This is a genomic window from Bacillaceae bacterium S4-13-56 (assembly GCA_040191315.1).
Taxonomy (GTDB): domain Bacteria; phylum Bacillota; class Bacilli; order Bacillales; family JAWJLM01; genus JAWJLM01.
Window position 1 is genome coordinate 1 of sequence record JAWJLM010000034.1, and the last position, 24,656, is coordinate 24,656.

General features: G+C 37.0%; 25 protein-coding genes and 2 pseudogenes. 1 reads left to right on the forward strand and 26 read right to left on the reverse strand.

All coding sequences use genetic code 11. The features are described from left to right. Window positions 1–66 precede the first annotated feature (66 nt). The 18 genes from RZN25_10550 to RZN25_10635 all read right to left on the reverse strand — a co-directional run bounded on the left by RZN25_10550 (window position 67) and on the right by RZN25_10635 (window position 16,928). Window positions 67–753, reverse strand: a complete 687-nt coding sequence (locus RZN25_10550; protein ID MEQ6377261.1) for a zinc metallopeptidase — start codon at window positions 751–753, stop codon at window positions 67–69. A gap of 83 nt (window positions 754–836) precedes the next feature. After that, complete coding sequence (locus RZN25_10555) at window positions 837–1,595, reverse strand: sporulation protein YpjB (GenBank protein ID MEQ6377262.1); 759 nt, start codon at window positions 1,593–1,595, stop codon at window positions 837–839. 61 nt (window positions 1,596–1,656) lie between these two features. Continuing rightward, a complete protein-coding gene (locus tag RZN25_10560; protein MEQ6377263.1) occupies window positions 1,657–2,232 on the reverse strand; it encodes a DUF1405 domain-containing protein in 576 nt (191 codons plus the stop codon). Window positions 2,233–2,306: 74 nt separating this feature from the next. After that, a complete protein-coding gene (locus RZN25_10565; protein ID MEQ6377264.1) occupies window positions 2,307–3,068 on the reverse strand; it encodes a c-type cytochrome in 762 nt (253 codons plus the stop codon). 28 nt (window positions 3,069–3,096) lie between these two features. Then, window positions 3,097–3,771 (reverse strand): cytochrome b6, encoded by a 675-nt coding sequence (locus RZN25_10570; GenBank protein ID MEQ6377265.1) that lies wholly within the window; start codon window positions 3,769–3,771, stop codon window positions 3,097–3,099. 3 nt (window positions 3,772–3,774) lie between these two features. Further along, on the reverse strand, window positions 3,775–4,287 hold the full coding sequence (locus tag RZN25_10575; GenBank protein MEQ6377266.1) for a ubiquinol-cytochrome c reductase iron-sulfur subunit: 513 nt from the start codon (window positions 4,285–4,287) through the stop codon (window positions 3,775–3,777). Between the two features lie 121 nt (window positions 4,288–4,408). Beyond that, on the reverse strand, window positions 4,409–4,900 hold the full coding sequence (locus RZN25_10580; protein MEQ6377267.1) for a DUF2487 family protein: 492 nt from the start codon (window positions 4,898–4,900) through the stop codon (window positions 4,409–4,411). A 232-nt stretch (window positions 4,901–5,132) separates the two neighbouring features. Continuing rightward, window positions 5,133–5,684 (reverse strand): ReoY family proteolytic degradation factor, encoded by a 552-nt coding sequence (locus RZN25_10585; protein ID MEQ6377268.1) that lies wholly within the window; start codon window positions 5,682–5,684, stop codon window positions 5,133–5,135. A 30-nt stretch (window positions 5,685–5,714) separates the two neighbouring features. Then, window positions 5,715–6,974, reverse strand: a complete 1,260-nt coding sequence (locus RZN25_10590; protein MEQ6377269.1) for a tetratricopeptide repeat protein — start codon at window positions 6,972–6,974, stop codon at window positions 5,715–5,717. A gap of 23 nt (window positions 6,975–6,997) precedes the next feature. After that, on the reverse strand, window positions 6,998–7,843 hold the full coding sequence (locus tag RZN25_10595; GenBank protein MEQ6377270.1) for a hypothetical protein: 846 nt from the start codon (window positions 7,841–7,843) through the stop codon (window positions 6,998–7,000). 68 nt (window positions 7,844–7,911) lie between these two features. Beyond that, window positions 7,912–9,213, reverse strand: a complete 1,302-nt coding sequence (gene aroA / locus RZN25_10600) for a 3-phosphoshikimate 1-carboxyvinyltransferase (GenBank protein ID MEQ6377271.1) — start codon at window positions 9,211–9,213, stop codon at window positions 7,912–7,914. A gap of 14 nt (window positions 9,214–9,227) precedes the next feature. Continuing rightward, the gene (locus RZN25_10605) at window positions 9,228–10,325 is read right to left on the reverse strand and encodes a prephenate dehydrogenase (protein MEQ6377272.1); all 1,098 of its coding nucleotides are present in this window, start codon (window positions 10,323–10,325) and stop codon (window positions 9,228–9,230) included. Then, a complete protein-coding gene (gene hisC / locus RZN25_10610) occupies window positions 10,322–11,431 on the reverse strand; it encodes a histidinol-phosphate transaminase (GenBank protein MEQ6377273.1) in 1,110 nt (369 codons plus the stop codon). Before hisC ends, RZN25_10605 begins: the two co-directional genes overlap by 4 nt. Next, complete coding sequence (aroH, locus tag RZN25_10615; GenBank protein MEQ6377274.1) at window positions 11,428–11,814, reverse strand: chorismate mutase; 387 nt, start codon at window positions 11,812–11,814, stop codon at window positions 11,428–11,430. The genes hisC and aroH overlap by 4 nt, the downstream gene beginning before the upstream one ends. A gap of 46 nt (window positions 11,815–11,860) precedes the next feature. Further along, complete coding sequence (gene aroB / locus RZN25_10620) at window positions 11,861–12,922, reverse strand: 3-dehydroquinate synthase (protein ID MEQ6377275.1); 1,062 nt, start codon at window positions 12,920–12,922, stop codon at window positions 11,861–11,863. Beyond that, window positions 12,922–14,088 carry a chorismate synthase gene (gene aroC / locus RZN25_10625; protein MEQ6377276.1) on the reverse strand — a complete coding sequence of 389 codons (1,167 nt, stop codon included), beginning with the start codon at window positions 14,086–14,088 and terminating at the stop codon, window positions 12,922–12,924. The genes aroB and aroC overlap by 1 nt, the downstream gene beginning before the upstream one ends. A 135-nt stretch (window positions 14,089–14,223) precedes the next feature. Then, entirely contained in the window at window positions 14,224–15,000 is a 777-nt protein-coding gene (locus RZN25_10630) for a protein-glutamate O-methyltransferase CheR (GenBank protein MEQ6377277.1), read from the reverse strand. A gap of 533 nt (window positions 15,001–15,533) precedes the next feature. After that, window positions 15,534–16,928: an L-cystine transporter gene (locus RZN25_10635; protein MEQ6377278.1), complete on the reverse strand. Its 1,395-nt coding sequence runs from the start codon at window positions 16,926–16,928 to the stop codon at window positions 15,534–15,536. 96 nt (window positions 16,929–17,024) lie between these two features. On the opposite strand from RZN25_10635, the gene RZN25_10640 reads away from it, so the two are divergent. Further along, window positions 17,025–17,255 carry a glycosyltransferase gene (locus tag RZN25_10640; protein ID MEQ6377279.1) on the forward strand — a complete coding sequence of 77 codons (231 nt, stop codon included), beginning with the start codon at window positions 17,025–17,027 and terminating at the stop codon, window positions 17,253–17,255. 385 nt (window positions 17,256–17,640) lie between these two features. Here RZN25_10640 and ndk read toward each other — a convergent pair whose 3' ends face one another. The 8 genes and pseudogenes from ndk to RZN25_10680 form a co-directional block, all read right to left on the reverse strand. Then, a complete protein-coding gene (gene ndk / locus RZN25_10645) occupies window positions 17,641–18,087 on the reverse strand; it encodes a nucleoside-diphosphate kinase (protein ID MEQ6377280.1) in 447 nt (148 codons plus the stop codon). A gap of 88 nt (window positions 18,088–18,175) precedes the next feature. After that, complete coding sequence (gene hepT / locus RZN25_10650; GenBank protein ID MEQ6377281.1) at window positions 18,176–19,147, reverse strand: heptaprenyl diphosphate synthase component II; 972 nt, start codon at window positions 19,145–19,147, stop codon at window positions 18,176–18,178. A gap of 27 nt (window positions 19,148–19,174) precedes the next feature. Beyond that, window positions 19,175–19,876: a demethylmenaquinone methyltransferase gene (gene menG / locus RZN25_10655; GenBank protein ID MEQ6377282.1), complete on the reverse strand. Its 702-nt coding sequence runs from the start codon at window positions 19,874–19,876 to the stop codon at window positions 19,175–19,177. A 4-nt stretch (window positions 19,877–19,880) separates the two neighbouring features. Next, a complete protein-coding gene (locus RZN25_10660; protein MEQ6377283.1) occupies window positions 19,881–20,675 on the reverse strand; it encodes a heptaprenyl diphosphate synthase component 1 in 795 nt (264 codons plus the stop codon). A gap of 393 nt (window positions 20,676–21,068) precedes the next feature. Further along, window positions 21,069–21,299, reverse strand: a complete 231-nt coding sequence (gene mtrB / locus RZN25_10665; protein MEQ6377284.1) for a trp RNA-binding attenuation protein MtrB — start codon at window positions 21,297–21,299, stop codon at window positions 21,069–21,071. 152 nt (window positions 21,300–21,451) lie between these two features. After that, a pseudogene (locus tag RZN25_10670) lies at window positions 21,452–21,529 on the reverse strand (HU family DNA-binding protein). Between the two features lie 114 nt (window positions 21,530–21,643). Continuing rightward, complete coding sequence (locus RZN25_10675; protein ID MEQ6377285.1) at window positions 21,644–23,455, reverse strand: reverse transcriptase domain-containing protein; 1,812 nt, start codon at window positions 23,453–23,455, stop codon at window positions 21,644–21,646. Between the two features lie 628 nt (window positions 23,456–24,083). After that, window positions 24,084–24,278 (reverse strand): annotated as a pseudogene (locus tag RZN25_10680) (HU family DNA-binding protein). Window positions 24,279–24,656 lie beyond the last annotated feature (378 nt).

The window sequence follows — 24,656 nt, forward strand, 5'->3', positions numbered from 1 at the left end:
ACTTTCACCTGTTAGAGTTCGCCCATGCCGGGCGAACTAGAAAAGCTCGCCTTAAGGCGAGCTTGTTTAATCATCATTGTTCATACCGATAAAGATAAAAATGAAACGGGCTAACTCTAATACTGCTACAAGTGCAGCAGCAACATAAGTCCAAGCTGCAGCATTTAATACTTTTCGGGTTTCCCTTTCTTCGTCATTTCTAATAATTCCAGAGGAAACTAATTGTCCCATGGCACGATTGGATGCATCAAATTCAACTGGCAAAGTAATAAGTTGAAAAAGTACACCAGCTGCCATAAAGATAATTCCAAATAAGATCAAATTTGAAGCGTAGAAAATCATTCCTCCAAGAATAAATAACCAAGAGAGATTGGTACCTAAATTGGCTACAGGAACAAGTGCATGTCGAAATCTCAAAAACGCATAATCAGTAGCATCTTGAATAGCATGACCTACTTCATGAGCCGCAACCGCTGCGCCAGCCATGGATGGTTGATGAAAATTATCTGATGACAATCGAACGGTCTTTGTTCTTGGATCATAATGGTCGGATAATACGCCACGGACTTCCTCTACTTTTACATTGTAAAGTCCATTATCATCTAGAATTTTTCGAGCTACTTGTGCACCAGTCATATGTGATGATACATATTTCTTTGAAAAAGTTTTATAGGTGCTTCTCACTCTCATATTAGCCCAAATTGGTATAATCATTAAAAATGCTACATAAATAAGATATGCCCCAAATGACATGTTCGTACTACCTCCATGGTGTAATTTTCTTTATTACTAAGGTCAATTTTAGTCAAATTACACGTAATCGTCAACTAACAAACTCAGCTTTCCGCAAGAAATTTTCTCCAAGCCACATAACTTAATGTTGCAGTAAGAATACTGCCTATAGTTAATAATAACCTCCAAAAAGAATCATCCGCCTGTCGATGGGGAGATTGAGCAACGATGGCCCATTTATCTTCCATCGTCATAATCGCCTCTTCTGTGTTGTCATCAAATTCTTTGGAATTTATGATTTGTCCAACTAACTCACGGAGATCTTCCCATTCTTGTTGATTTTCAATTGCAGGGTACATCACATCGTATACAGCAAATAAGTTCTCATATTCCTGCTTAAGTTCTCCTTTTAATCGTCCCCAATTCTTATCTTTCTTATCGATTGATACTGAAATCTTCATCAGTTTTTGCTCAAACATGTTTTTTCTAACCTGCCAAAAATCCTCCGAGTTTTTCCCAATAGCTTGAACCAAATACGAAATTCTAACAGCCTTATCCTTTTTTATTTGATTTGAATAAACAGGTTGGTCAATGATTTGTTGTAATTCTATGACATTTGATAACAGTGTATTTCTTACATTTGATTTTTCCCTTTCTTTTAGCAGTTCATCTTGAAAATTCAAAAGAAGGTTGTCCGCTTTTTGCCATTCACCATTTTCAACATATTCAACTAATTCATTCGCAAAATGCTCATATTCGTTTGAATGTAAGGCATTGACCCTAGAGTTAGTGTTCGGAACCAGTATTTCTAAAAGAAGTACACTGGTAATGATCACATAGGCTAGTACAATTTTTTTCCTCATTAGGCTCCCCACTCCTCTATTGTTCTCATCACATTTTATTCAAAAGAGTGAGCGTTTATGCCTAATGAAAAAATCTGTATTGATGAATCATTGTTTTCCTTACAGTAAGTGCATACGCAAGCGCGATACAAGCCACGCTTAACCAGAATGTAAAATAACCAATTTCGTCCATATAGTGGGAGAGTGAACCATAGACAGGCATCATATGAAAGACATAGTCTATGATTTCGTTATGTAAAACCCATAAAGAAGCAACTACTAAGTGTCTTATCTTGATACGATAATACGGACTATATAAGATACCTTGAATAGCCATCGCTCCATGGGAAGCAATTAACATATACCCTGTCCAATGCAAAGAACCTGAAACAAATAACGTCAGCAAATTCATGACAACGGCCCATATCCCATATTTTAATAACGACACTAAAGCCAAGGCCTCCATATATGGGAAATGTTTTTTTAATAAAAAGGCTGTTAATACGAAAACAAAAAATAAACTGGCAGTTGGGCTATCTGGAACAAATAACAAAAATTCCATCGGGGTTCTTTTTAATTGGTCCATATACCAATAGTAGCCGTAGAGAGTCCCCACAAGGTTAGTAATCCACAACAGCCATAGAAACGAGCGATTCATTAATATTGAGTAAATCACTTGCTTTCCTCCATTCAAAAAGAAAGCTGACTTTTTAGTCAGCTTTCTTAAAATCATTACTTCTCATTCATTTTAACAATAAATTCTGCAAGTTGCTCAAGTTCTTCATCGGTACCTTTAAATACTCCTGCAGGCATAGCTCCCTTACCATTTACAGCAATATCTTTAATCTCTTCTGCTGTATAATCAATATCTAATAAAGGTGGAGCAGAATCACCTTGTAGATCTGATCCATGGCACATCAAACAGTTATTTTCATAAACAGCATAACCTGGATCTTCTTTATCAATTTCAACCGCTTCGACAATCTTAGCTGATTTTGCACGTTGTTCCCAATCGACATGTGCAGCAGATTCATATGTCAACCATGTAACAGAGGCTAAAGCAAGTAACATGAGCCCAGTTGTAATAGGGCGTCTTGTAGGACGTCTCTCAGGACCATTGTCAAGAAACGGAGTTAATAGAAGTGCTCCAAAAGCAAGTCCTGGTATAACTAGAGCACCAATTAGGATATAATCTCCACCGGCAAACTCGTATTTCAATAATTGATAAAGAAATAAGAAATACCAGTCTGGAAGGGGGATATAGCTTCCATCTGTTGGATCAGCAACTTTCTCTAACGGCGATGGGTGAGCTGCAGTTAAAGTTAAAAATCCCACCAAAAAAACTGCACCAATCAGCCATTCTTTCAATAAGAAGTTAGGCCAAAAAGCTTCTGTTTTTCCTGGATATTCTGAATAATCTTTCGGTATATGTGGTTTACGTTCAGCGGTGACTCGGGAATCACCGACAAACTTCATTCCTTTTCCTTTATGCACAGTGTTCCCTCCTTTTTCTTTGTCCTATTTACATTGGTCCGGAAATACCTTGTTTTCGAATCATAACAAAGTGTAATGCCATGAGTCCAAATAAGGCAGCCGGTAAAAAGAAAACATGGATGGCAAAGAAACGAGTGAGGGTTTGTGCACCAACAATTTCAGGGTCCCCAGCAAGTAATGTTTTCACTTGCTCTCCTATAAACGGAACTTGTTCTGCAATTTCTAAACCAACTTGTGTAGCAAAATATGCCTTATTATCCCAAGGTAATAGATAACCGGTAAATCCTAAACCTAATATAACAAAAAAGATAAGGACACCAACAATCCAGTTTAACTCACGGGGCTTTTTATAGGCACCTTGGAAGAAAACCCTTAATGTATGTAAGAACATCATAACGATGACAAGGCTTGCCCCCCAGTGATGCATTCCACGAACAATTTGTCCATAAGCCACTTCTTGTTGCAAATAAAAGACGGATTGCCATGCTCTTTCAATATCCGGTGTATAATACATAGTTAAAAACATACCTGATAACACTTGGATAACAGTTACAAAAAAGGTCAATCCTCCAAAACAATAAACGAAAGCAGAGAAGTGATATGCTGGATTAACATGTTCTGGTACTTCATGGTCTGCGATATCCCTCCAGAGAGGTGCTATGTCCAGACGATCATCTACCCAGTTATATAATTTTTGAATCACAATTTATGCCTCCCCTCTCGGCTTAGCTTTAGTACTTAGATATAGCATGCCATCATCGACTTGATGTTCATATCGATGAAGTGGCTCAGTAGGTGGTGTACCTTTAATGTTTGTTCCATCCTTCTCATAACGACCGCCATGACATGGACAGAAAAATTGATCAGGGTAATCTTCGTTCCCTTCCCAACTTACAGTACAACCTAAATGAGTACATACTGGCGACATCGCAATAATATCTTCATTTTCATCAATATACACCCATGCTGACTTTGTAACGGTAGAAGTATACCATGCATCTTCTTGTTCAAATTCAAAGTCGAAACGCTGAGGTTCATTCGTTAACTTCTCCACTTCTACTACTGAAATAAATTCACCCTTCTTTTTAGGCTGTAGTACAGGATCAATTGCAAATCGAACCATAGGTGCGAGCATTCCTGCTGCCATAAAACCACCCACACCTGTTAGTGTGTAGTTTAAAAACTGGCGTCGGGATACCTGTTGTTTTTTATCTGCCATTGTTTTCCCCCCTCTATCTCATCTTTCGTTTAAGAATAGATTTATACATGATTACTAGGACATTATCATGATAGCGTAAAGTCATAATCCGGTCAATAAATTATCATTATTTAGACAAATTTTAAGACTTCCAAATCATTTTCATGAATTGTGATACTTCATCCACTTGTGTTTGAATGATTTTCTTAACTTCTTGGTCCTGCAGTTCTTTAGTTGGAATGGAAGGAAACCATACAAAATAACCATCCATAAACTTTTCAACTAGTTTCCAGCTATGATCCGATGTAATAAACACAAAATATTTAAAGGGTAATGGAGCAAAAGATTGTTGCCACATCAGTAACCTTTCTTTTTCATTATTCCACAAATCCCCGGTAAAATATGTATAGGGTGGTGTAAGTAAACATCTTCCTTTATATTGATTTTCGATTTCATTCGAAAAGAGGGTTAGTAATTCATTTTGATCAGCTGTTTTTTTAGACTCATTTTCATTTTTCATAGATATAGGTAACAAAGGGATTAATAAGGTATCTATATATTCTTTTGCACTATAATATTGTTCCAAATCATGAGATTGATATAACATATTTTCATTCGTCCTTTCCTTTTCCATATCCCCATTCTACATGAAAAGTACCTTTCTGCACAAAAGAAAAAGGTCTGCCAAAAGCAGACCACCCTTGATAAAGTGAAACTTCAATCAGTGGGGGTTTTCTTCAGCCCCCACCGATTGTTAGTTAAACCAATCGGACATTTACGGGCAGTTTATCCCCCACCTACTCTTTTCGTTTCTCTTAAGAATTGAGGTGGGGGTATTACTGTTCGTTAATGCGGAATAAAACAATTTAGTTTGTAGACTGTTTTTGCTTGTTAAGCTGACTAGACAATTTCAGGAAAGTTTCCTGATCCCCATCATCTAATGCTTTATCAATGGCTTGCAGCAATTTCTCTTCTTGATATAGCTTAATACTTTCTTCTAAAAATTGTTCGGCAACTTGTTGATCCTTTTCTGTAATATAAAGATCCGTTGGAATAAAAGGATTTTCCTCTAACACAGCAGCATATTGAGCAGAGCGATTTGAATCCTTAAAGTTTAACTGGATGTAAACGGGTTCATCTCGGTTTAGCCTAATGTCATGAAAAGACTTCTCTGCATCTGTTGTCATAATCTGATCCTTGTAAAAACGGAAAGGAACGTCCTCTACACAATGGGTTGAGATAACAATACCCCTAGGACAAAATCTTGCTTCCTCAACAAAATGAACCTGTCTCATTAACGAATCATGATTCATTAAATAATTGAGAATCCAAACGCTCTCTCTGCGTTTCAATTGGAAATTATTTAAAAACCACCTGACAAACTCTTTTTTATCTTCGACAGACACAGGAATGTTCATCATTACCCCTCCTATACAGAGAAAGGCTTGTTAATTTACTTCTCCCGAAATTCGTTCAACCAGTTCATGAACTTCCATATCTGTAGGTTCATTTTCTAGATAGGAGCGTAAAATTTGAGAAGCCATATTTAACTTTCCTTCCTCGAGTAAGAAATAACCATATTCCTTTAAAAATTCTAAATCTTCCTTTAAAGAATTATATGCTTCGGTATAATCATTTAATGCATAAGAATATTCTTCAAGTCTCTGATAAGCTCTTGCGCGTTCCCAAAAATAAAGAGGATCTTCTTCCCCAAATTTAATGGTATCGGTAATTAGGTCTACTAACTCATCATCCATATCATTCTGTTTAAACAATTCAACCAAGTACATGACAGCTTCTTTGTACCCTGGATCAAAGGCAATGGCCTCTCTTATAAATTGAATAGCTTCCTCTACTTTGTTTAAACGAAAAGCCAGCTTCCCTGTATGATAAAACAATTGCTGATTATATTCATCTCTTTCTATACCCTTTTTTGCAATATTATAAGCTTCTTCGATCCTACCTTCTTCTTCTAACGCCTCCGAAAGCAGAGGATAAACAGAATGGTAATCCGGATCAACATTTATTAACTTTTTCCAGATTTGTATTGCTCGTTCAAAATTCTCTTGTTTCCATGCTGTAAATCCAAATTGAAACAAAGTGTCTGGTTCTTCATGCTCTGTTTTATCAAAGAAATCCAAAGCTTCTTCAAAGGATCCTGTCATAGCATATGCCTCTGCTAATCGTTGGGTCACATCTACATCCTCAATATGCAAATTTGAGTTTGCAACCTTTTCATAATACGAGATAGCTTTTTTATACTCCCCACTTGAAAAAGCTAATTCTCCTAAAGCAAAATCTAACAATCGTTCTTCAGGCGCTATCCTTTTAGCCTCTTGCAATTTTTGTTCAGCAACCTCAAACAATCCTTGAGACTGATATAAATCAGCCATTTGTAATAGGGCTTGAATATAAAAGTCATTCTCCTTATCAATATGATGGAGACGATCTAAAGCCCGATCATCCTCTTCCCATTCGATATAAATTTCAGCAAGCAGTAAGTCCAATTCATTTTCCTCAGGATATAATTCCTTTAAATCAAGAAAAATAGCTTCGGCATCATTTAATAGGCCCCATTGCAGAAATAATGTTCCAACTTCAAACTTTTCTTCATCTTTTGCATGTGGAATAAATAACTTCAATTCATTTATTGCCTTTTCCGTAAGTCCAATTTCCATTAAGTTCATTGCTTCTTCTATCTTATTCATAACGTACACACCTCGACTACTTTTTACGATGATCGAAAGAGATTAGGACTCGTCCCTGTATAGTATTCCCCAAATCCTGGTATATCTAAGAGTTCTGTACCTGACCTAATCACTTTCCCCCTTAATACAGTAACAGATGGGATTGCGGAATGGTAGTCTGATGAATCAGATAAATTCTTTCCATTCACATCCTCCTCGAGAAAAAGGTTGAAATCTGCGTCTTTATTATTATATAATTCTCCTTTTTTAGGTGAAATTCCTGTTTTTTTCAATGAATCTTTCGTTAAAGGTAGTTGCTGAAGAGGTGTATCAAGTGTGTATATACCTTGCTTTTTCATATCATGGATCAATGATGTATCCAAAGGATCATAATGAGGGACGATAGGAGTGGAATAATATCCTTGGGCTTGTTTGATCCAGTCCCAGACAGGATAACGATTATTGATTGGTTTTGTGATACTGATGAATGGGAGTTTATGATAGCCTGCATACCTAACCATCTCAGGTGTTAGATGGGAGCATGACAAGTGTGGTGCAATCATATAATCGATAGGAAGATGTTTCAGAGACTCTCTAAATTTTGGTAGTTGGGCTTTTAAATGTCTTAAGGAGGTTGTTGGCAAAAGAATAATTACTAAAGTACAACCCAAGTATAGAAATTTTTTTGCTAAAGATGGTATATCTGTGCACTGATAAAAAGAATCTTTCACATCAACGTAGACCTTTCCTGGTTTCATCAAAAATGAATCAAGCGAACACGGTATCCTTTTCATCATTTCATTGGAAATATGCCACTGCAATTTCCCTTCTTTCACTCCAAAACAAATGGAATCTTTCCCTTCGTTTTTTACGTAATACTCCATTGACATAATGAAGCCTCCATCCCTTGTAAGCAGATGCCTTTGTACAAGGTATGAAGGCTCATTCGGATTTATACTTATTTATGTTTTTCTTTCCTTTTTAGTTGTTCGAGGTGTTCGAAGAAATTCGGATAAGAAATATCAATCATCTCAACTTCTTTAAGGGTTACAGGCTCACTCGTAAGCAGGGAAGCAATAGCAACCATCATACCTATACGATGATCACTATATGTTTCAAATTCCCCCCCTCTAAGTTTGCTTGTTCCTTCTATACTTATTCCATCATCGAATGTAGTGACATTAACTCCTAGTTTTCGTAAAGTAGTAGCAACCGCTTCTATTCTATCTGTTTCTTTATATCTAAGTTCCTTTGCATCTTTAATAATGGTTGGACCCTCTGCCTGACTTGCGGCTAAAGCTAATATTGGGATTTCATCAATAAGTCTAGGGATAATATCTCCTTGAATAACAGTTCCTTTTAAAGGACTACCTTTCACCCTAATATCACCAACTGGCTCTTCCCCAATATTTCTTGTAGGAGTCACAGTAATATCAGCTCCCATTTGTAGGAGGATATCAATTACTCCAGTTCTGGTTGGATTTAAACCTACATCACGGATGGTGATGTCACTACCCGGTATAATGGCTGAAGCTACAATAAAGAATGCGGCTGAAGATATATCTCCAGGTATAGTAACATTTGTCCCCATCAATGATTGCTGATTCGTTATTGAAATCTGATTATCTTTAATGTCAATTTTCCCTCCAAAAGCAGGGAGCATTCTTTCCGTGTGATCTCTAGTTGGAACTGGTTCAATAACAGTAGTAGTTCCATCAGAAAACATACCAGCAAGCAAAATGGCTGTTTTTACTTGTGCACTATGTACAGGCAACTCATAAGTCATTCCCTTTAACTGTTTTCCTTCAATTGCAATCGGGAGTTTAGATCCATTAGATCTTCCATTAATACTAGCCCCCATTTGTTTTAAAGGGCTTACGACACGATCCATAGGCCTTTTGGAAAGAGAATAATCCCCATACACTACATAATGTCCTGGTATGGAGGAGAATAGTCCAATTAACAAACGAGCTGTAGTCCCGGAATTCCCAAAATAAATAGGTTCTGTTGGCTCTTTAAAAGAAGTTGGTCCCTGACTATCGATTTCGCAGGAAGTATCATTTACATCAATGGAAACTCCAAGGGCTTGAAAGGCTTTAACCGTTCGAAGACAGTCTTCACCTGTAAGTAAATTTGTGATATGTGTTTTCCCTTTAGAAAGGGCACCGAAAATAACAGCACGGTGGGACATGGATTTGTCCCCTGGCACGATGATTTCACCATAAACAGGTTGTTGAAATACTTCTAATGTTTTATCCAAAACTACCCCTCCTATCATTCACCTATTGATGTCTCATATCCATCAGCTTGAAGGATTTGCTGACTAGATAATCTGTCCTTCATTGTTTGGAAGCTAATTCTTAATGCGCCTGTTAAACCTTCTCTTGTTTCTAAAATTTGAATATTAACAATACTTATATCATGTTTAGCTAATAAATTAGTAACTTTAGCGAGGGCGCCAGGTTGGTCTTGAATATCTACATAGAGATCATAAAAAGATGGAATTGCACCTTTTCTAGATGGTAAAGTATCTCTGAACTCTTTAGCCTGTGACAAATAATTCAGCATCGAGCCCTTTTGTTCCGATTCTATCCAATCCTTTAGACCTTTCATTTCATGGATCCAATCTTCCAATAATGGCAACATATATTCTTTATTTGAAGAGAATATTGACTGCCACATAGATGGGTTACTACTTGCAATCCTAGTGATATCCCGAAAACCACCAGCTGCTAATTCATTAAGAAATGGAAACTGTTCATTCCACTTTTTCGCTTGGTGAACTAAAGAAGAAGCAATTAAATGCGGAAAGTGAGAAATTACCGCTGTCAATTGGTCATGAACAGGGGCTTCAATCTCAACAAAATGACTTTTTGTACTTGAAAGCAAGTCCTCTAAAGCCAACAGGTCCTCCTTTTTACATGAACGGGTTGGACATAAGACATAAAATGCATTTTCAAAAAGATGTGACTTTGCAGCTTCAATTCCTTTTTTATGAGAACCAGCCATTGGATGACCTCCAACAAAGTGGATGTTGGGATTATCCAATTGGTTTACTTTTTCTACAATTTGATTTTTGACTGAACAAACGTCAGATATAATAACTGGCTTATCGTAAGTTAAACCAAAAAGTTGCTCAAGCAGCACCAGAGTAATATCTATGGGGGTTGCTAATAATATAAAATCTGATAATATCGCACCTTCCCCTATAGAAGTGATCCCTTGATCTATAACTTGAGAGGAAAGTGCCTTTTCTACAGAATTAGGGTTAGAATCGTAACCAAGCACCTCCGCTTTATGATTTTCCTTAATGTTCTTGGCAATTGAGCCCCCGATAAGGCCCAGACCAATCACAAAAACCTTTTGTTTCATGAATTTTTCTCCATTTTCCTAATCTCGTTGACCTTCTTCTCTATCAATTTCGAAATAGAATCCAAGTCTTCTTCCGTCCCAATGGTGACCCTTATAGAATTCGGAACCCCCAACGCTTCTCCTGAACGTACAATATACCCATTTTTCATTAAATACTCAAACATCTCATCTCCACTGCATGGGAGATGGATGGTTAAAAAGTTTGCCTCAGAAGGATAATATGATAAGTTGAGTTCTTCACAAAACTGAATAAGTTTAGATCGTCCTTCTTTATTCTTGATAACAGTTTTCTTTATAAATTCTTGATCATCCATAGCTGCAGTTGCGGCTTGTTGAGCGAATCTTGAAGTGTTAAAAGGTTCTCGTGCTGGTTCGATAAGTTGAATAATTTCTTGAGAAGCAATACCATAACCAACCCTTAAGGAAGCTAAACCATATGCTTTCGAGAAAGTTCTTAATAGAACAAGGTTTGGATGCTTACTAAGTTCAGGAACTAATTCTGGATAATCATTAGCTGTCACATACTCATAATAGGCCTCATCTACTACTACAATGACATTTTTAGGACATCTCATTAAGAAGTCTTCCATTTGATTTTTTGCAATATATTTCCCAGTCGGATTATTTGGAGAACATAACCATACAATACGGGTTTGATCATTGATTGCATGTAACATACCCTCTAGGTCATGACTTCCATCTATAGCTGGCACTTCCTTAATCTCAGCACCCTCAATGAGAGCATTGTGCTTATATTGGGAAAAAGTTGGACTTGCCATAACAGTATTTGTACCTTTTTCAAGAATGGCTCGACTTAAAATTTGGACTATTTCATCCGAACCATTCCCAAAAATCAACATTTCAGGGGCAACCCCTAAATGAGAAGCTACCTTATTTCTCAATTCTGTAGCATATCCATCAGGATAAAGTGTAAGATTGTCGTACTCTCTTACAAGGGAATTTTTCACTTGAGGAGAGCATCCAAATGGATTCTCATTGGAAGCAAGTTTCACTACTTTTTCCAAACCATATTTTTGTTTAACTTGTTCCATAGTTCTTCCAGGTTGATATGGTTTTAGCTTTGACATGATTGGTTTTGCTTTCATTCTTTCGTTTCCTCCTGTTTGTGCTTTACTAAGTCTGGACGCAGCTTAACAGCTTCGTGTAAATAAATATGTTCAATCTCCTGTTGTTCTCTTTCTGTTTCAATATGCATCATAATTCTAATACATTTTTCTAATCCATTTGGAACTGGGATTTCCTGCATACACATTACCGGAACAAATTCCCAGCGTTTCAATTTGCGCAATGCTTTTGCAGGAAACCCTGCATTTATATCGTTGGTTACAGAAATAAAGACAGAGGCAACTTGGTCTGGAACAATTTGATTGAAATGAACCATTTCCCTAAGTAGCTCTTCCGTATAGTCTTCTATCATTATTTGGTTGTTCTCTGGTACAGTGGTTGCACCTCTTACTCCCCTAATCAATCCTTATCCCCTCCAACAGTATGGTACCCAATCAAATTTAGATAACCTAACCTTTTGTGAAATTAATTAATTCTTCTTTAACCAGGTTTTCATCCACGGGAAGTAATGCTGGATTCCCAATATTTTTTAATAAAACCATCCTTATCTCTCCACCAATCGTTTTTTTATCCATTTTCATCTTTTGTAGGAGAGAATCCGATTGAAGATTTTTTGAAATGGTTGGATAGTTAAGTTTTTGCATCCAATCCTTATAAGAGTCCATAGGTAAAGAAGTATTGAAAATCCTTGCACTAAGTTTCAATGCAAAATCAATTCCAATAGCAACTGCCTCACCGTGAGTTATCTTTCCATACCCCATTTCGGCTTCTATAGCATGGCCCAAGGTATGACCCAAATTCAAAAAGCTTCGAACTCCTTTTTCAAATACATCCTCTTCCACAATCCTTGCTTTAATCTGAATTCCCCTTTTTAAGCTCGAAACTAAGGAGGATGGACTGGGAGTTAATGTGGAAAGAGATTGAGTAACTTCATTATAAAAGTCTTGGTCAGCTATTAACCCATGTTTAATAATTTCCGCATAACCAGACCGAATCTCTTTTTCAGATAAAGTAGATAATGTGCTTACGTCATAGATAACCATTTCGGGATGATAAAAGTTGCCTATCAAATTTTTTCCTAATGGATGATTAATGGCCACTTTCCCACCTACACTACTATCGTGAGCAAGGATTGTGGTAGGAACTTGAATATAGTCAATCCCCCTCATATATGTGGCAGCAACAAATCCTGCTAAATCTCCCACTACTCCGCCCCCAAGGGCTAAAATAACAGATTCACGGTCTAGCCCAGCTTCAATTACTTTTGTTTGTGTTTGAAGGAACTGTTCAAAGGATTTTGATTTTTCCCCTTCAGGAATGATAAAAGAATATACCTTACCTTCAGTAGAGTGTAATATATCTTCTAAATATAAATTAGCGACTTTCTGGTCCGTAACTATAAAAATTTTCGTATACTTCTTCTTGAATAACTTATGAATCTCAAATCGAATGTCATGGCCTATATATACTGGGTATGTCTTTTCCTTTGTCTGAATCTTTATTTCTTCCATTAGAAAAGTCTAATCCTCTCTCTATATTCTTCTATAGATTTTTTCAACTGAGTGAATTCATCATGAGGAAAGGTCTCTAATACTGCTTTTGCTATTTCGAAAGCAACAACATGTTCCATCACTACAGCAGCAGCAGGAACGGCACAAGAGTCTGAACGCTCAATACTAGCTTCAAAAGGCTCTTTTGTTTCAATATCAACACTTTGTAAAGGTTTGTATAGGGTTGGTATTGGCTTCATTACTCCACGAACAACAATTGGCATTCCAGTGGTCATTCCACCTTCAAATCCACCTAGGCGATTTGTTTTTCGATAATATCCTTTTTCCTTCTCCCACGCTATCTCATCATGTACCTGGCTTCCATTTATATTAGCCGCTTCGAAACCAATACCAAACTCAACACCTTTAAAGGCATTTATGCTAACTACACTACCAGCTATACGACTGTCTAACTTACGATCATAATGAACATAGGATCCAATTCCAGCTGGTACTCCTTCCACATATACTTCGCAAACCCCACCAATAGAATCCCCTTCTTTTTTGGCAGTATCAATGGCATCCATCATTTTTTGTTCTACTTCTAAATCTAGGGTTCTTACGGGAGACTGATTTGACCTATCCTTTCTTTCCTGAAAAGAGAGATGATTCTGATCTTCGGCCACAATTCCTCCTATGTTTTTTACATATCCAATTACATCCACGCCAAGTTCTGATAGTAATTTTTTAGCAACCGCCCCTGCAGCTACTCTTGCAGCAGTTTCCCTTGCCGAAGACCGTTCTAAAACATTCCTTAAATCCCGATGCCCGTATTTGATAGCCCCATTTAAATCCGCATGACCTGGTCTTGGTCGACTTAGTTGTCGTTTAACCTCTTCATCTTCTTCCATTGGGTCTTCTCCCATAATGTTTCTCCAATGGGTAAAATCATCATTATGTACCACAAGGGTAATGGGAGAACCAAGGGTATATCCATGTCTTACCCCACTTGTAATTTCAACTAAATCTTTTTCAATTTCCATTCTTCTCCCGCGACCATACCCTTTTTGCCTACGTAAAAGTGATTCATTAATGTCCTCACGTAAAAGTGATAGATGGGAGGGAACACCCTCAATTATAGTCGTCAATTGTTTCCCATGAGATTCTCCTGCAGTTAAATAACGCATCGTTGCAGCTCCTTTTAATAGAATTGTTTGAATAGTTTGTATTACTATACCATATCATTTTTCATTTGTCGGCTTTCATATTTATTTTTATTTTTAACATTTCATTATGAAGGGTATACAAAAAAGCTGACTCCTTCAAGGCAGCTTTTTGTAAAAGAATGTATCTACTATATCAAAACCATAGGACTGAGGGTTAAAAATTTGCTCCGTACTGCCGACAAATAGAATTCCACCCGGTCTTAATGCATGATAAAAGTTTTGATAAATTTTATTCTTTGCTTCTTCGGTAAAATAAATGAGGACATTTCTGCAAATAATTAAGTCAAATGATTGATCATATGTATCAGCAAGTAAGTTATGTTTCTCAAAGGAAACAGCTCTTTTCATGGCATTAGAAATATGAAAAAAAGACCCATCTTGATTGAAGTATTTTTTTCGATAAAAATCCGGAACTTCCTGTAGACTACGTTCTGGATAGACACCTAGTTTGGCGCGCTCTATTATTTTCAAGTCGATATCAGTAGCCACAATTGTAGATTTATTTAATGAATGATAACGATCTAAGAGCATAGCTAAGGTATAAGGCTCCTCACCTGTCGAACATGCCGCACTCCATGCTTTAAAACTACTTTTCTGACTAAGAAGATCAGGAAGGATTTTCTTTTCTAATACCTCCCACCTCTTATAATTTCTAAAAAACTCAGAGACATTTATTGTCATCCTGTCCAAAAATTCAGCCAGTAGACCATGGTCTACAGAAATGGCCTTTTCATATTGTGAAAAAGTCGAAAATCCTCTCTTGTCCCTTAAAGAGGTTAATCTTCTTTTCATTTGTGCTTCTTTATACAACGACAAATCAATTCCTGTCTTCTTTTTAATACTTAATATAAATTGTCCATAATCATTCTCCATCGGGTACCCTCTCTATCTCATGAACTCTCTTTCTCTTATTATTTTACCGTATCTTTTAATAGACCAAAAGAAGATTTTAAAAAGGGTAGATGAAATCTCCCAGATAACACCAATACGGAAATACTAATATCAGGACACATGAGGATCAAACTTCCCTGCTATTCGTACAGCATGACAACTCCTATTATTACGCAAGCAAAAATCTTTTCCCACCAGCTTCTAATGCTTTTGCAGAGATACTTTACGAACATCTTTGACGTTAACCATAGTATCAAACACTAAGCCTTTTTTGCATCTTGAAGAGGTTCATCAAGGTTAGAAGGTGAAATCGCCATGGAATCGGCCAAATTTTTTAAAAAACAGAACATTCCCTATTTGGTGTCAGTTACTTTTTTCACATAATGGAAAGACAGGATAGCACGTCATGTTGCTGCAAATGTTTACATAAAATTACAAAAAAGAAACATGAGAACCGTCCACGTGTGTACGAGGTCAGTTCCCATGTTTCTTTATCTGCTTCACTATGATTTGATTTATATGCTTACGTCTTTTTCGATTGCGTTATGGTCATTGTATGTTTTGATGTCTAGTTTTTTCAAGATTCTAGAAGTTAATGTACCGGATAACATTGCTCCGTTAACGTTTAGCGCTGTACGACCCATGTCAATAAGTGGTTCTACCGAGATTAGTAAACCAGCTAATGCTACTGGTAGGTTCATGGAAGAAAGAACGATTAGTGCGGCGAATGTTGCACCGCCACCTACACCGGCAACACCAAATGAACTAATTCCGATAATAAGGATTAACTGCACAATGAATCCAGGTGTAAGTGGATCAATACCTTGAGAAGGTGCGATCATCACTGCTAGCATCGCAGGATAAATCCCCGCACAACCATTCTGGCCAATCGTAGCACCGAATGACGCAGACATGTTCGCAATCCCCTCGTGTACACCCAAACTATTCTTTTGTGCTTGAATGTTAAGTGGGATCGTACCTGCACTCGAACGAGAAGTGAAGGCGAATCCAAGAACTGGCAATACTTTTCGAAGGAATGTTAATGGATTCAATCCAAACAATCCTACAACGATTAAGTGAATAATAAACATTGCTAATAGTGCAACATACGATGCACCAACAAACTTTCCAAGTTCCAGAATTCCGGCAACATCAGTTCTTGCAACTGTAACTGCCATTAATCCTAGAATACCATATGGTGTTAAACGAAGAATTAGCGTAACGATACGCATCACTACGGCATAAACGGTATTCACCCAATCAATAAATCGAGCAGCTTCTTCCGGTTGCTTTCTTCGGACTCCAAGGACAGCCACCCCGATAATGAGGGAGAAAATCACGACAGCAATCGTGGAAGTTGCACGCGCACCTGTCATATCCGCGAATGGATTTGATGGAATAAAACTCAAAATCTGTTGTGGAATTGACATATCCTCCACCGTTGGCAATCGTTCTTCTAAAGCAATACCTCTGTCTGTTTCAGGTTGGCCTGCCTCAATTTGACTGGCATCCAAGTTAAAGATTGAAGCTGCTGAAATACCAACAATTGCTGCAACCATGGCTGTTGCAACAAGAATACCAATGATCCACGCAGCCATTTTCCCTAACTCTGCAGATTTCTCTAAATTGATGATCGATTGTACAATCGACACCATGATTAATGGAATAACGATCATCATAAGTAAACTTACATAACCTCTACCTACTATGTTGTACCATTCCGTAGTTGTACTAACAATAGCCGAATCTGGATTGTATGCTAGTTGTAAAAATGCACCGAGCAAAATCCCTAGCCCCAAACCAGCAAATACACGCTTACTGAAAGATAAGTGCTTTTTTTGCATGTAAAATAGAATACCAATAAGACCAAACATAATTGCAATATTAACCAAAATTAAAAAAGTATCCATACCATTTCCCCTCCTATTCTCCTATTCTTAAACATTTATATTCTACTAAATCATATAGGATTACTCGAATTAAAGCAAGTGGTGGAAACATAGGGTATGTGTCAAGTTTTTCTCGTCATGACATTAGTCCTAAGTAAAAGAAAACAGGTTCCTAATCTATCTCATCACCCTAATCTTTCAATCCTAATTGCAGCTTTTAACGAGGAAGATTATTTTGAAAAAACAATCAAGAAGATTTTATCAAACCAATATAAGGGGGATCTAGAAATCATTGTCATTAATGATTGTTTTACCGATTTTAAACTAGCAAGATTCTACACGAGTTAGAACGAGAATATTCACAACTTAAAGTGCTTAAATCTAAAGTGAATAGAGGTAAATCCGCTGCACTCAATCGCGTATTAAAAATAGCAAGCTATGGATTATATCGTCACTGTTGATGCAGATACGTAGTTGCACGAGCATGCATTATCCGTTAATCGTCAAGCCGATGTTTCATAGTAAACTTCGTGTTGGGGTAGTCGCTGGATCGATTGCTTAGATTCTTCATCACTCCATGAAATATATCGTATCAAAACCTGTCCAACTACATTGATGACATATGTGCTTTATATATGGGAGATTAGCCCCTCTCTTGCTAGTTCATCATCCTCGCAACATGTATATGCAAAAAAAAAGAGAGAATGTCAAAGGACATTCTCTTATACTCTAATTAATAAATCCAAGCATCCTGTTGCTTTTCATAACTTACTAATTCATTCTCAGAGAAGAAAAGATTTATTTCTCGATCTGCACTCTCTGGGGAATCGGATCCATGAATGATATTTTTCCCTACAGTAACACCAAAGTCTCCTCTAATCGTACCAGGTAATGCCTCTTGAGGATTGGTTTGTCCCATCATTTGACGGGCAGTTTTAATAACGTTTTCTCCCTCCCACACCATAGCAAAAACTGGTCCAGATGTAATAAACTCTACTAGTTCTCCGAAGAAAGGACGTTCCTTATGCTCTCCATAGTGAGTTTTTGCTAAATCTTTTGAGATTTGCATAAGTTTTCCACCGGATAGTTTGAAGCCTTTCTGTTCAAATCTGGAAACGATGTTACCAATGACATTTCGTTGCACACCGTCTGGTTTAACCATAATAAATGTTCTTTCCATACTCCCACCTCATTATGTATATTCTGAAAGCGCTTAAATCAATAAGCAGAATGATTTTATCAAAAAAAAAGAAAAATCGCAAACCATACTATGATTTGCGTTTCCCAATATATTTTGCAATGTTGACCAAGGCTTGCTTTGGCCTTGAATTAGGCAATATCTTTAATTCATTTAAAGCCTTTTGCAAATACCTCTCACTGATCTCAAGCGAATCGTCAATAGCCTTAGATTTTCTAAATTCGCTCAAAAATTTATCGATTTCTTTTGGGTCCCCTGAATAATCAGGGTCAAATAATTCTATAATTTTGTTTTTCATTACCTGATCTCGGAAGGCAAACAATACTGGGAGAGTAATATTCCCTTGCATCAAATCTCCACCAGCAGGTTTACCAAGCTCTTCTACGGAAGCCGTAAAATCCAATACATCATCAATAATTTGATAAGACATGCCTACGTAATATCCATACTTAAATAGGGCTTGTTCGTATTTCAAAGGAACCTTACCAGCGATAGCCCCTAACTGGCAACTAACAGATATAAGCAATGCGGTTTTTCGCTTAATTCGTCTTAAATACGTTCTTAAATTTTGGTCCCAATCATATTTAGACTTAATCTGCTCAATCTCACCTATACAAAGATCAACCATAGCTTTAGAAAGAACTTGATGTGCGCGAGTATCTTCAAGCTGACTCAAGCATTCTAACGAGCGAGCAAACATGTAATCCCCCGTATACATGGCAACTCTATTATCGTATTGCGATTTAATAGTCGGTTTTCCTCTTCTCAGCTCAGCATCATCAATAACATCGTCATGTACTAAGGAAGCCATATGAATAAGTTCCAAAGACACAGCAACAGATTTTATTCGCTCAAGATTGTATTCTCCAAATTTGCCGGATAATAAAACAAATACAGGACGAATGCGCTTTCCTCCTGCATTTAACAAATGAGTTGATGCTTCACGGAGAATAGGATTCTCTGCTTGAATCGTCTGATTTAGTTCTTTTTCTATTTGGTCTAGCTCTTGATTTAAAAAAGGATACATCATTGATAATTTCATTGTGTCACCCATCTACATTACCTTCTTTTATTTTTGCCCCATATGCATGGCAGCAACACCGGCAGTATAGCTTTTTACTTCAACATTGTTTAGGCCAACTTCTTCAAACAAACTTTTTAAATCCTCTCGGCCAGGAAAATCTCTAGCTGATTCATGGAGCCATTGATATTCTTTATAACTTTTAGCAAATAATCTTCCAAACAAAGGCATAAAATATTTAAAGTAAAAATAGTAAACTTGTCTAAAAACTGGAATAGTAGGCTGTGAGGTTTCTAAACAAACTACCTTACCACCTGGTTTTACTACCCTTCTCATTTCTCGAAGTACTTGTTCATAATCTGGAACATTACGCAAACCAAAACCAATAGTTACATAATCGAAGGAATTTTCTTGGAAAGGAAGCTTCATTGCATTCCCATGGATAAAGGAAACTTGTGAAATTTCAAGTTCTTTTATTTTTTTCTCACCAACGGATAGCATATTTTTGCTAAAATCTAACCCGATTACTTGTCCCCTAGTTCCAACCTTTTCAGCTAGAGCTAATGTCCAATCCCCTGTACCACAGCACACATCTAATGCTGTATCTCCAGAATCTACTCGCATTCTTTTCATTACATCCTTACGCCAAGCTTTATGTCGTTGGAAGGAAATGATAGAATTCATCACATCGTATTTTCCATAGATCTTTTCGAACACATGATGAACACGTTCTTCTTTTGATTGTTGCATTCTCTTACCCTTCTTCCACAACTTTTTGATTGCTATAAAAAAATGTACCGATCATATCTCTTAGATATGTTTTTAGTTCTTCTTGTTCAACCGGCATTTGAGTAATGGTTTGTTCTACTTTTTTAAGTGATTTATGAATGATATTATCGATAAATTGACTAACCGATAAATGAGATTGTGTAACAAAAGATTTAGTAAGACGGTCTATTATCATGGATGGTTGTCTATTTTGGTAAAGTGATTTTTCGTCCATTAATCTTTTGATAAGTAACCACTCTCCTGCAATTTCACGTAAAAGAGGGTTCTCAACAAAATCGGCTACTTTTTGAATTAATAAGGATTCTACTGAACGTAAAGAGTTAACAAATTGTTGCAAATTTGGGCGTTCCGATTGATACAGCTTCATTTTTTGTTCATTAATATCCTTTATAGCATTAGCCAATGTATGAATCATAGGTATATCATTTAACATGGATAACAAAAAGTAATAAAGACCACTGTAATAATCCCCTGCCAAAACAGTAAGTTGTCTATTTTTAAGCTTGGAAGAATTCTCATTTTGACCCGATAATGCAACTTTATCATGAGTATCAAGGGCAATTTGGACAAGCATTGTGGTTATAATATATTGCTCTCTCTTTTTATAGTCCAATGTTGAAGATTCCATTAAAGCAGCTAAAAATCGTATTTTATCTTCATTAATCACAGGATCATCAATAAAATTCATCAAATAGGGGTGATGAACATATGAGTGTATGGTTTCTATTATATTTGCAATGTTAATCTCAGATTGTCTCATGGTAATCACCTTAACCCTTCTTCCCCTAATAAACATGACTATTATAACATAATATTGATCAATAATTCTTCCTATCAAAACTTTGATTTATTAATTTCCATTTATATTAGGGCCATTTTAAAGTAAAAATTCAATCAGTGGCCGTACCCACTGATTGTTAGCGACCAAGGGTTAACCTAAAGACCCTTGAACCAATCGGACATTTACGGGCAGCCAACCATGAAGCAAGCTTCCCTAACAAGAATGAAAAAATTTAATATTTTATTTTCATGAGAGTTTATCCCCCACCTAATCTTTTGGTTTCACTTAAGACTCGAGGTTGAAGTATTACATGGGCTGCCCGGTTCATGCAGGATAAAAGCATTATATAGTAACAATAAGAAAAGCAGAGGGTTACTCTGCTTCTGTATGTATTTCACCATGACGAGTTTGAATAAAAGCTTTTCCTCTTACTTTCACAGCAGAAGTATGTTCTGTAAATTGAGCGATCATGACTTCACCTTTATCCAACTTTTCCGTATGATGGAATCTTGTGTCCGTACCTCTAGTTAAACCAATCACATTTACACCATTTTCTAAAGCCTTTATAACAAAAAAATCTGTCGCATCATTTGAAGCTGCCATATTAACTCCACCTTTATTTCTTTGTTTAACACTATTATAACCTGTTTTCTTTTAAAAATGGAAGCCAATGAAATATTATTAACGTATTGATAATTACTAAAATGGAAAAAGGGATGCTAATTAGCATCCCTTTTTAAGCCCTTATGTATGAATTATTTTACAACATCTTTAAGGGCTTTACCTGGTTTAAAAGCAGGTACTTTGCTAGCTGGAATTTCAATTTCATCACCGTTAAGTAGGAACCCGTCGCCTTGCCATATCGCTATGGTAGGTTTACTTGAACCTCTCTCGGAACCGTACGTGCAACTCTCGAAGCATACGGCTCCCCCTCTGAACAACTTAACCTATAACGAACCTGAATGTATTTTCCAATGACAATCTTTACATACAATCAAGGTTTTTCTATTTCTAGCTATCATTTCTTCCATCCATTTACTCTTTTTGGATTTCTTTTTCAAATCCTTGAGTTTATTAACATGGTGTATGTGAAATTCACCATCGATGTCCGAGAACCCGCAAATTTCACATTCACCCGCAGACAGCCTACTTTCGAGCTCTGTGCGTCCTCTGAACTTCATAAGGCTAAATACCTCGTCCACGTCTGAATCGGTTGTGTAAGGCATTCTAGACCTTTTAATGGGGTCGTTAAAGAAGTACATGAACTTCTTACCCTTTTTGGTGTTATATTCAACACCCCAACCTTTTCCTTTTCGCAACTCGGTTTTTATTTTACCCGTTGAAGATTTACGCTTTCTAGCCATTGTGCCTAAGCAACTATACTCTAGACCGTAAATGAGGGTGCTCATTTGTCTGTGGATATTCTTAGCTAATTTGAAATAGTTGTATATACCTCTGATTTCACTATTGTGAATCAGCAGTAATTCCAAATCCGATAGATTAGTGAGACTATATCTCGCCACAGGTTTCCATGTACCATCTTTGTTGAATTTAATGGCTCTCGCCTTTTTCAACCAATTAATTGCATAATCAGATGGCATGTAAAATTCTACGTTTCCGTTAGCTTTTCTCATAGCGCGACTATATTTAGTTTTTTCAATCTTAGGAGTTCTGGCGGTTATCTCGTATCCCAAGAATTTCGCACATTTAGTAACGTGAGTTACTAAAGTTTTCTCCTCCGACATTTCTAAAGCTAGTTCGTCTTTGAGAAATTTTCCAATCCTTCTTTTGATTCTTTCCGCATCTTTTTCTGAACCAATAACATTGATGATAAAGTCATCTGCGTATCGAACATAGTTCAGTCGCTTATAGGAAGTATCTTTTGGGTCGTAATAGGGTATTTTCCTTATCTCCTGTTCAAGGGATTTAATTTCTTGTAGAAGTTCCTTTGATGGCTCTTTTTCATACTTCTTCCGTCTACGGTACATCTTTGAGTATAATCTGACGTATACAGGGTTCTCTTTTCTGTCGCTATCCCCTTTATCAAAACCATTCTTTAAAGTTTCCATAAATTTATCTAACTCGTGTAGATAAATGTTGGCGAGAATAGGACTCATGATTCCACCTTGCGGTGTCCCTGAATGCGTTTTGTGATATACCCAGTCTTCCATATACCCAGATTTTAGAAATTTGTTAATTAGCCTTAATAATTTCTCATCCTTTATTCTTTTCTGAAGTAGCTTCAGTAGAATGTGATGATTGATATTGTCAAAGCAACCTTTAATGTCTCCTTCTACAAACCATTTTGTTCCAGTGAACAAAATGTCTATATCCCTTAGAGCAGTGTGACAGCTTCTTTTGGGTCTAAACCCGTGTGAAGTATCCCTGAAAATTGGTTCATAAATCGCTTCTAATAGAGATCTAATGACTTCTTGGACAAGTTTATCCTTAAAGTTCGGCATACCAAGCGGACGTTTCTTTCCGTTTTTCTTAGGTATGTAGACTCTCCGTAGTGGAGTAGGCTCATACGTTTCATTTCGTATGTCTTCGATAATTTTATCGATGTCTTTGTTGCTGAAACCGCTTATAGAGGTTCCATCACTTCCGACAGTGCCTGCTCCACTATTCGCGTAAATTTTCCCAATTGCCCTTAGATAAAAATCAGGATTGTACAGATTTCGTATTAATTTTTCGAACCTGTAGACCTCATCTTCGGCTTGGACGGCTAAGCTGTTCAATACTTTCTCAGAGTTTCTCATAGTGTCTCACACACTCCCTCTTGATTGGTATTGAACTGTTCAGACTGTTCCCCTTCGCCATGTAGTAGGCTTTCCCTACCTCGGACTACTACGGGAACTCCGTAACCATATTGAATTTTCAAAGGTCACATACCTTGGTTGCCCTTGGTATCATTCCTTATAGCTATATTTCAAGCGCTTCAACTTAGGTTATCCACCGTTATTCGCATCAGCTAGGTATGTTAATTTTCGGATAGGACTTCCGCTCTTTAATCTATCTTAGATTTGTGCCTATTTTGAATAGATGAATAATCGCCAAACCAGGTACGATTATTCCTAATAGGGAATGGGGCTATAATCCAAATACCCATTTGCCAACCCAATGCCACCGAGCTATCCTTCGGGTAGTATGACTCTTATCCTTATATTAACTTGGCGTTGCCCCTCAGTCGCAAATATTGGATTTATTTGACTTGGGATTTCACCGTCATGCTTTTGTCCTCCTATGAGTTTCCTCTCAGAGTAAGACGGTTCGCCTATGACCATCTATCATGTCATATGGTACCTTATGCCATTGTCCGATGCGAACGGCTTTATACCATCCCTTCAAATGTTATGAAGCAAGGGCATAAAGCGCATCGGTGCGCGCAGTTTGTGGATTACGACCTTTACGTGCAGCACGTTCACGTACTTCAAAGTTTCCGAAGCCGATTAATTGTACTTTTTGTCCATCTTTTAGTGAATCCATGATTGATTCAAAAACTGCATCTACAGCTTTAGTAGCGTCTTTCTTTGAAAGATCACTCTTTTCAGCTACAGCATTGATTAGATCTGTCTTGTTCATGACATTCACCTCCTCCCAATAGGGTTAACTTTCTAATTCGAACAACGATGTAGAACCAAATATTCCTACTTTCATTTGTTCACACTTTTTTGTCATTCTATACTTCTATCACACAATTTAATGGTGACATGCCTAATAATATACGAAGAAGCGCGGAAATTCAATACAATCCGCCAATATTCTTCATAATTTAACCAATGTTTCCAAAGAATAAAGTTGCTTTTGTTAAAAATAGGAAAAATAGATTGAAAATAAAGTAAAACTCCAATTGGAGGCCTTCCCCTACTGATTGTTAGCACCATGGGTATAACCTAAAGACCCTTAATCCAATAGGACATTTGCGGACAGCCAACCATGAAGCAAGCTTCCCCAGTTTAT

Bases quoted from the DNA above. Each gene is read 5' to 3' on its own strand.
- RZN25_10595 (MEQ6377270.1), bottom strand. From the start codon at position 7,843: ATGTCAATGGAGTATTACGTAAAAAACGAAGGGAAAGATTCCATTTGT.
- RZN25_10555 (MEQ6377262.1), bottom strand. From the start codon at position 1,595: ATGAGGAAAAAAATTGTACTAGCCTATGTGATCATTACCAGTGTACTT.
- RZN25_10590 (MEQ6377269.1), bottom strand. From the start codon at position 6,974: ATGAATAAGATAGAAGAAGCAATGAACTTAATGGAAATTGGACTTACG.
- RZN25_10635 (MEQ6377278.1), bottom strand. From the start codon at position 16,928: ATGGATACTTTTTTAATTTTGGTTAATATTGCAATTATGTTTGGTCTT.
- RZN25_10660 (MEQ6377283.1), bottom strand. From the start codon at position 20,675: ATGAGACAATCTGAGATTAACATTGCAAATATAATAGAAACCATACAC.
- hepT (MEQ6377281.1), bottom strand. From the start codon at position 19,147: ATGAAATTATCAATGATGTATCCTTTTTTAAATCAAGAGCTAGACCAA.
- RZN25_10575 (MEQ6377266.1), bottom strand. From the start codon at position 4,287: ATGGCAGATAAAAAACAACAGGTATCCCGACGCCAGTTTTTAAACTAC.
- RZN25_10640 (MEQ6377279.1), top strand. From the start codon at position 17,025: ATGTGTCAAGTTTTTCTCGTCATGACATTAGTCCTAAGTAAAAGAAAA.
- RZN25_10585 (MEQ6377268.1), bottom strand. From the start codon at position 5,684: ATGAACATTCCTGTGTCTGTCGAAGATAAAAAAGAGTTTGTCAGGTGG.
- ndk (MEQ6377280.1), bottom strand. From the start codon at position 18,087: ATGGAAAGAACATTTATTATGGTTAAACCAGACGGTGTGCAACGAAAT.
- RZN25_10580 (MEQ6377267.1), bottom strand. From the start codon at position 4,900: ATGGAAAAGGAAAGGACGAATGAAAATATGTTATATCAATCTCATGAT.
- aroB (MEQ6377275.1), bottom strand. From the start codon at position 12,922: ATGGAAGAAATAAAGATTCAGACAAAGGAAAAGACATACCCAGTATAT.
- RZN25_10605 (MEQ6377272.1), bottom strand. From the start codon at position 10,325: ATGAAACAAAAGGTTTTTGTGATTGGTCTGGGCCTTATCGGGGGCTCA.
- RZN25_10560 (MEQ6377263.1), bottom strand. From the start codon at position 2,232: ATGAATCGCTCGTTTCTATGGCTGTTGTGGATTACTAACCTTGTGGGG.
- mtrB (MEQ6377284.1), bottom strand. From the start codon at position 21,299: ATGGCAGCTTCAAATGATGCGACAGATTTTTTTGTTATAAAGGCTTTA.
- aroC (MEQ6377276.1), bottom strand. From the start codon at position 14,088: ATGCGTTATTTAACTGCAGGAGAATCTCATGGGAAACAATTGACGACT.
- RZN25_10675 (MEQ6377285.1), bottom strand. From the start codon at position 23,455: ATGAGAAACTCTGAGAAAGTATTGAACAGCTTAGCCGTCCAAGCCGAA.
- RZN25_10550 (MEQ6377261.1), bottom strand. From the start codon at position 753: ATGTCATTTGGGGCATATCTTATTTATGTAGCATTTTTAATGATTATA.
- hisC (MEQ6377273.1), bottom strand. From the start codon at position 11,431: ATGAAAGCAAAACCAATCATGTCAAAGCTAAAACCATATCAACCTGGA.
- menG (MEQ6377282.1), bottom strand. From the start codon at position 19,876: ATGCAACAATCAAAAGAAGAACGTGTTCATCATGTGTTCGAAAAGATC.
- RZN25_10630 (MEQ6377277.1), bottom strand. From the start codon at position 15,000: ATGGAGAATGATTATGGACAATTTATATTAAGTATTAAAAAGAAGACA.